The sequence below is a fragment of the Polaribacter sp. BAL334 genome, assembly GCF_015767435.1.
Taxonomy (GTDB): Bacteria; Bacteroidota; Bacteroidia; order Flavobacteriales; family Flavobacteriaceae; genus Polaribacter.
This window is the reverse complement of the sequence record NZ_JADWOV010000289.1, coordinates 1-831: the sequence shown is the minus strand read 5'-3', so window position 1 is coordinate 831 and position 831 is coordinate 1. Positions and strand designations below refer to the sequence as shown.

Below are 831 nucleotides of genomic sequence, written 5' to 3'. Positions count from 1 at the left end.
GATTTTTACACTGGCTCTTCCTTGAGATAACCCTACAATTCTCAACGAAGATTTTGCTGGAGAATAGATGCTGATATTGTCTAAAGCAACGTCAGTTGTACTCAACACTCCTGAAGCTTTTGTGTGTAAGTAGAAACGTCCTATACCATCCAAAGATTCCCCTAAAGTTACTTTGTAAGTGGCGTTTGCTTCACTTAAAAGCGTCACTGTATTTGTAGCTCTGTCTTCTAAATACACGTTGATTCCATCAGAAAGGTTCATAGCTTCAGCAGAGAATGTGATTTCTTTACCAGCAGCAGCTTTGATACCTACAGGAACCACCATGTTCTCAAAATCTGAGTTTGGTAAGGATTGCACTTGGTATTTTTTTCCAACACTGTTTGCTACTAAATGTGTAAATACATCTACCGAGTTTGCAACACCTCCAAAAGTTTCACCATCATAACCATTATCAAAGCTAGTTGTTGCATTGTCTAAATAATAGATTTTTGCAAAACGGTTATTTGAACCATCTGTCATGTTTAACGTGATTTCAGGTTTTGCAGTTTTTTGGAAAGCATTTCCAGTAGCAACTTGGTAAGACTCAGAAATGCTTACGTTTGTACCGTTAGAAGATCTTACAAAGAAACCTTGAGCAGGAGCCAACACAAATGAAGCTGCTAAGTTTTTCACTTCATAATTACCTGAACTTTGATTAAAAACCCAAATGTCAGTTGAAACTAAATTTGTACCATTATCAGTTAATAAAGTAGCACTATTAATGAATGACGTAAAAGGATTTCCAAGTAAGTTAAATCCTGTTCCTGCGTTACTTACTCCAACAGAAACATC

At 36.5% G+C, this 831-nt stretch carries 1 pseudogene; it reads right to left on the bottom strand.

The annotated features are described in order from the left end of the window. Positions 1 to 831 (bottom strand): annotated as a pseudogene (locus tag IU405_RS08635) (hypothetical protein); the annotation flags it as partial.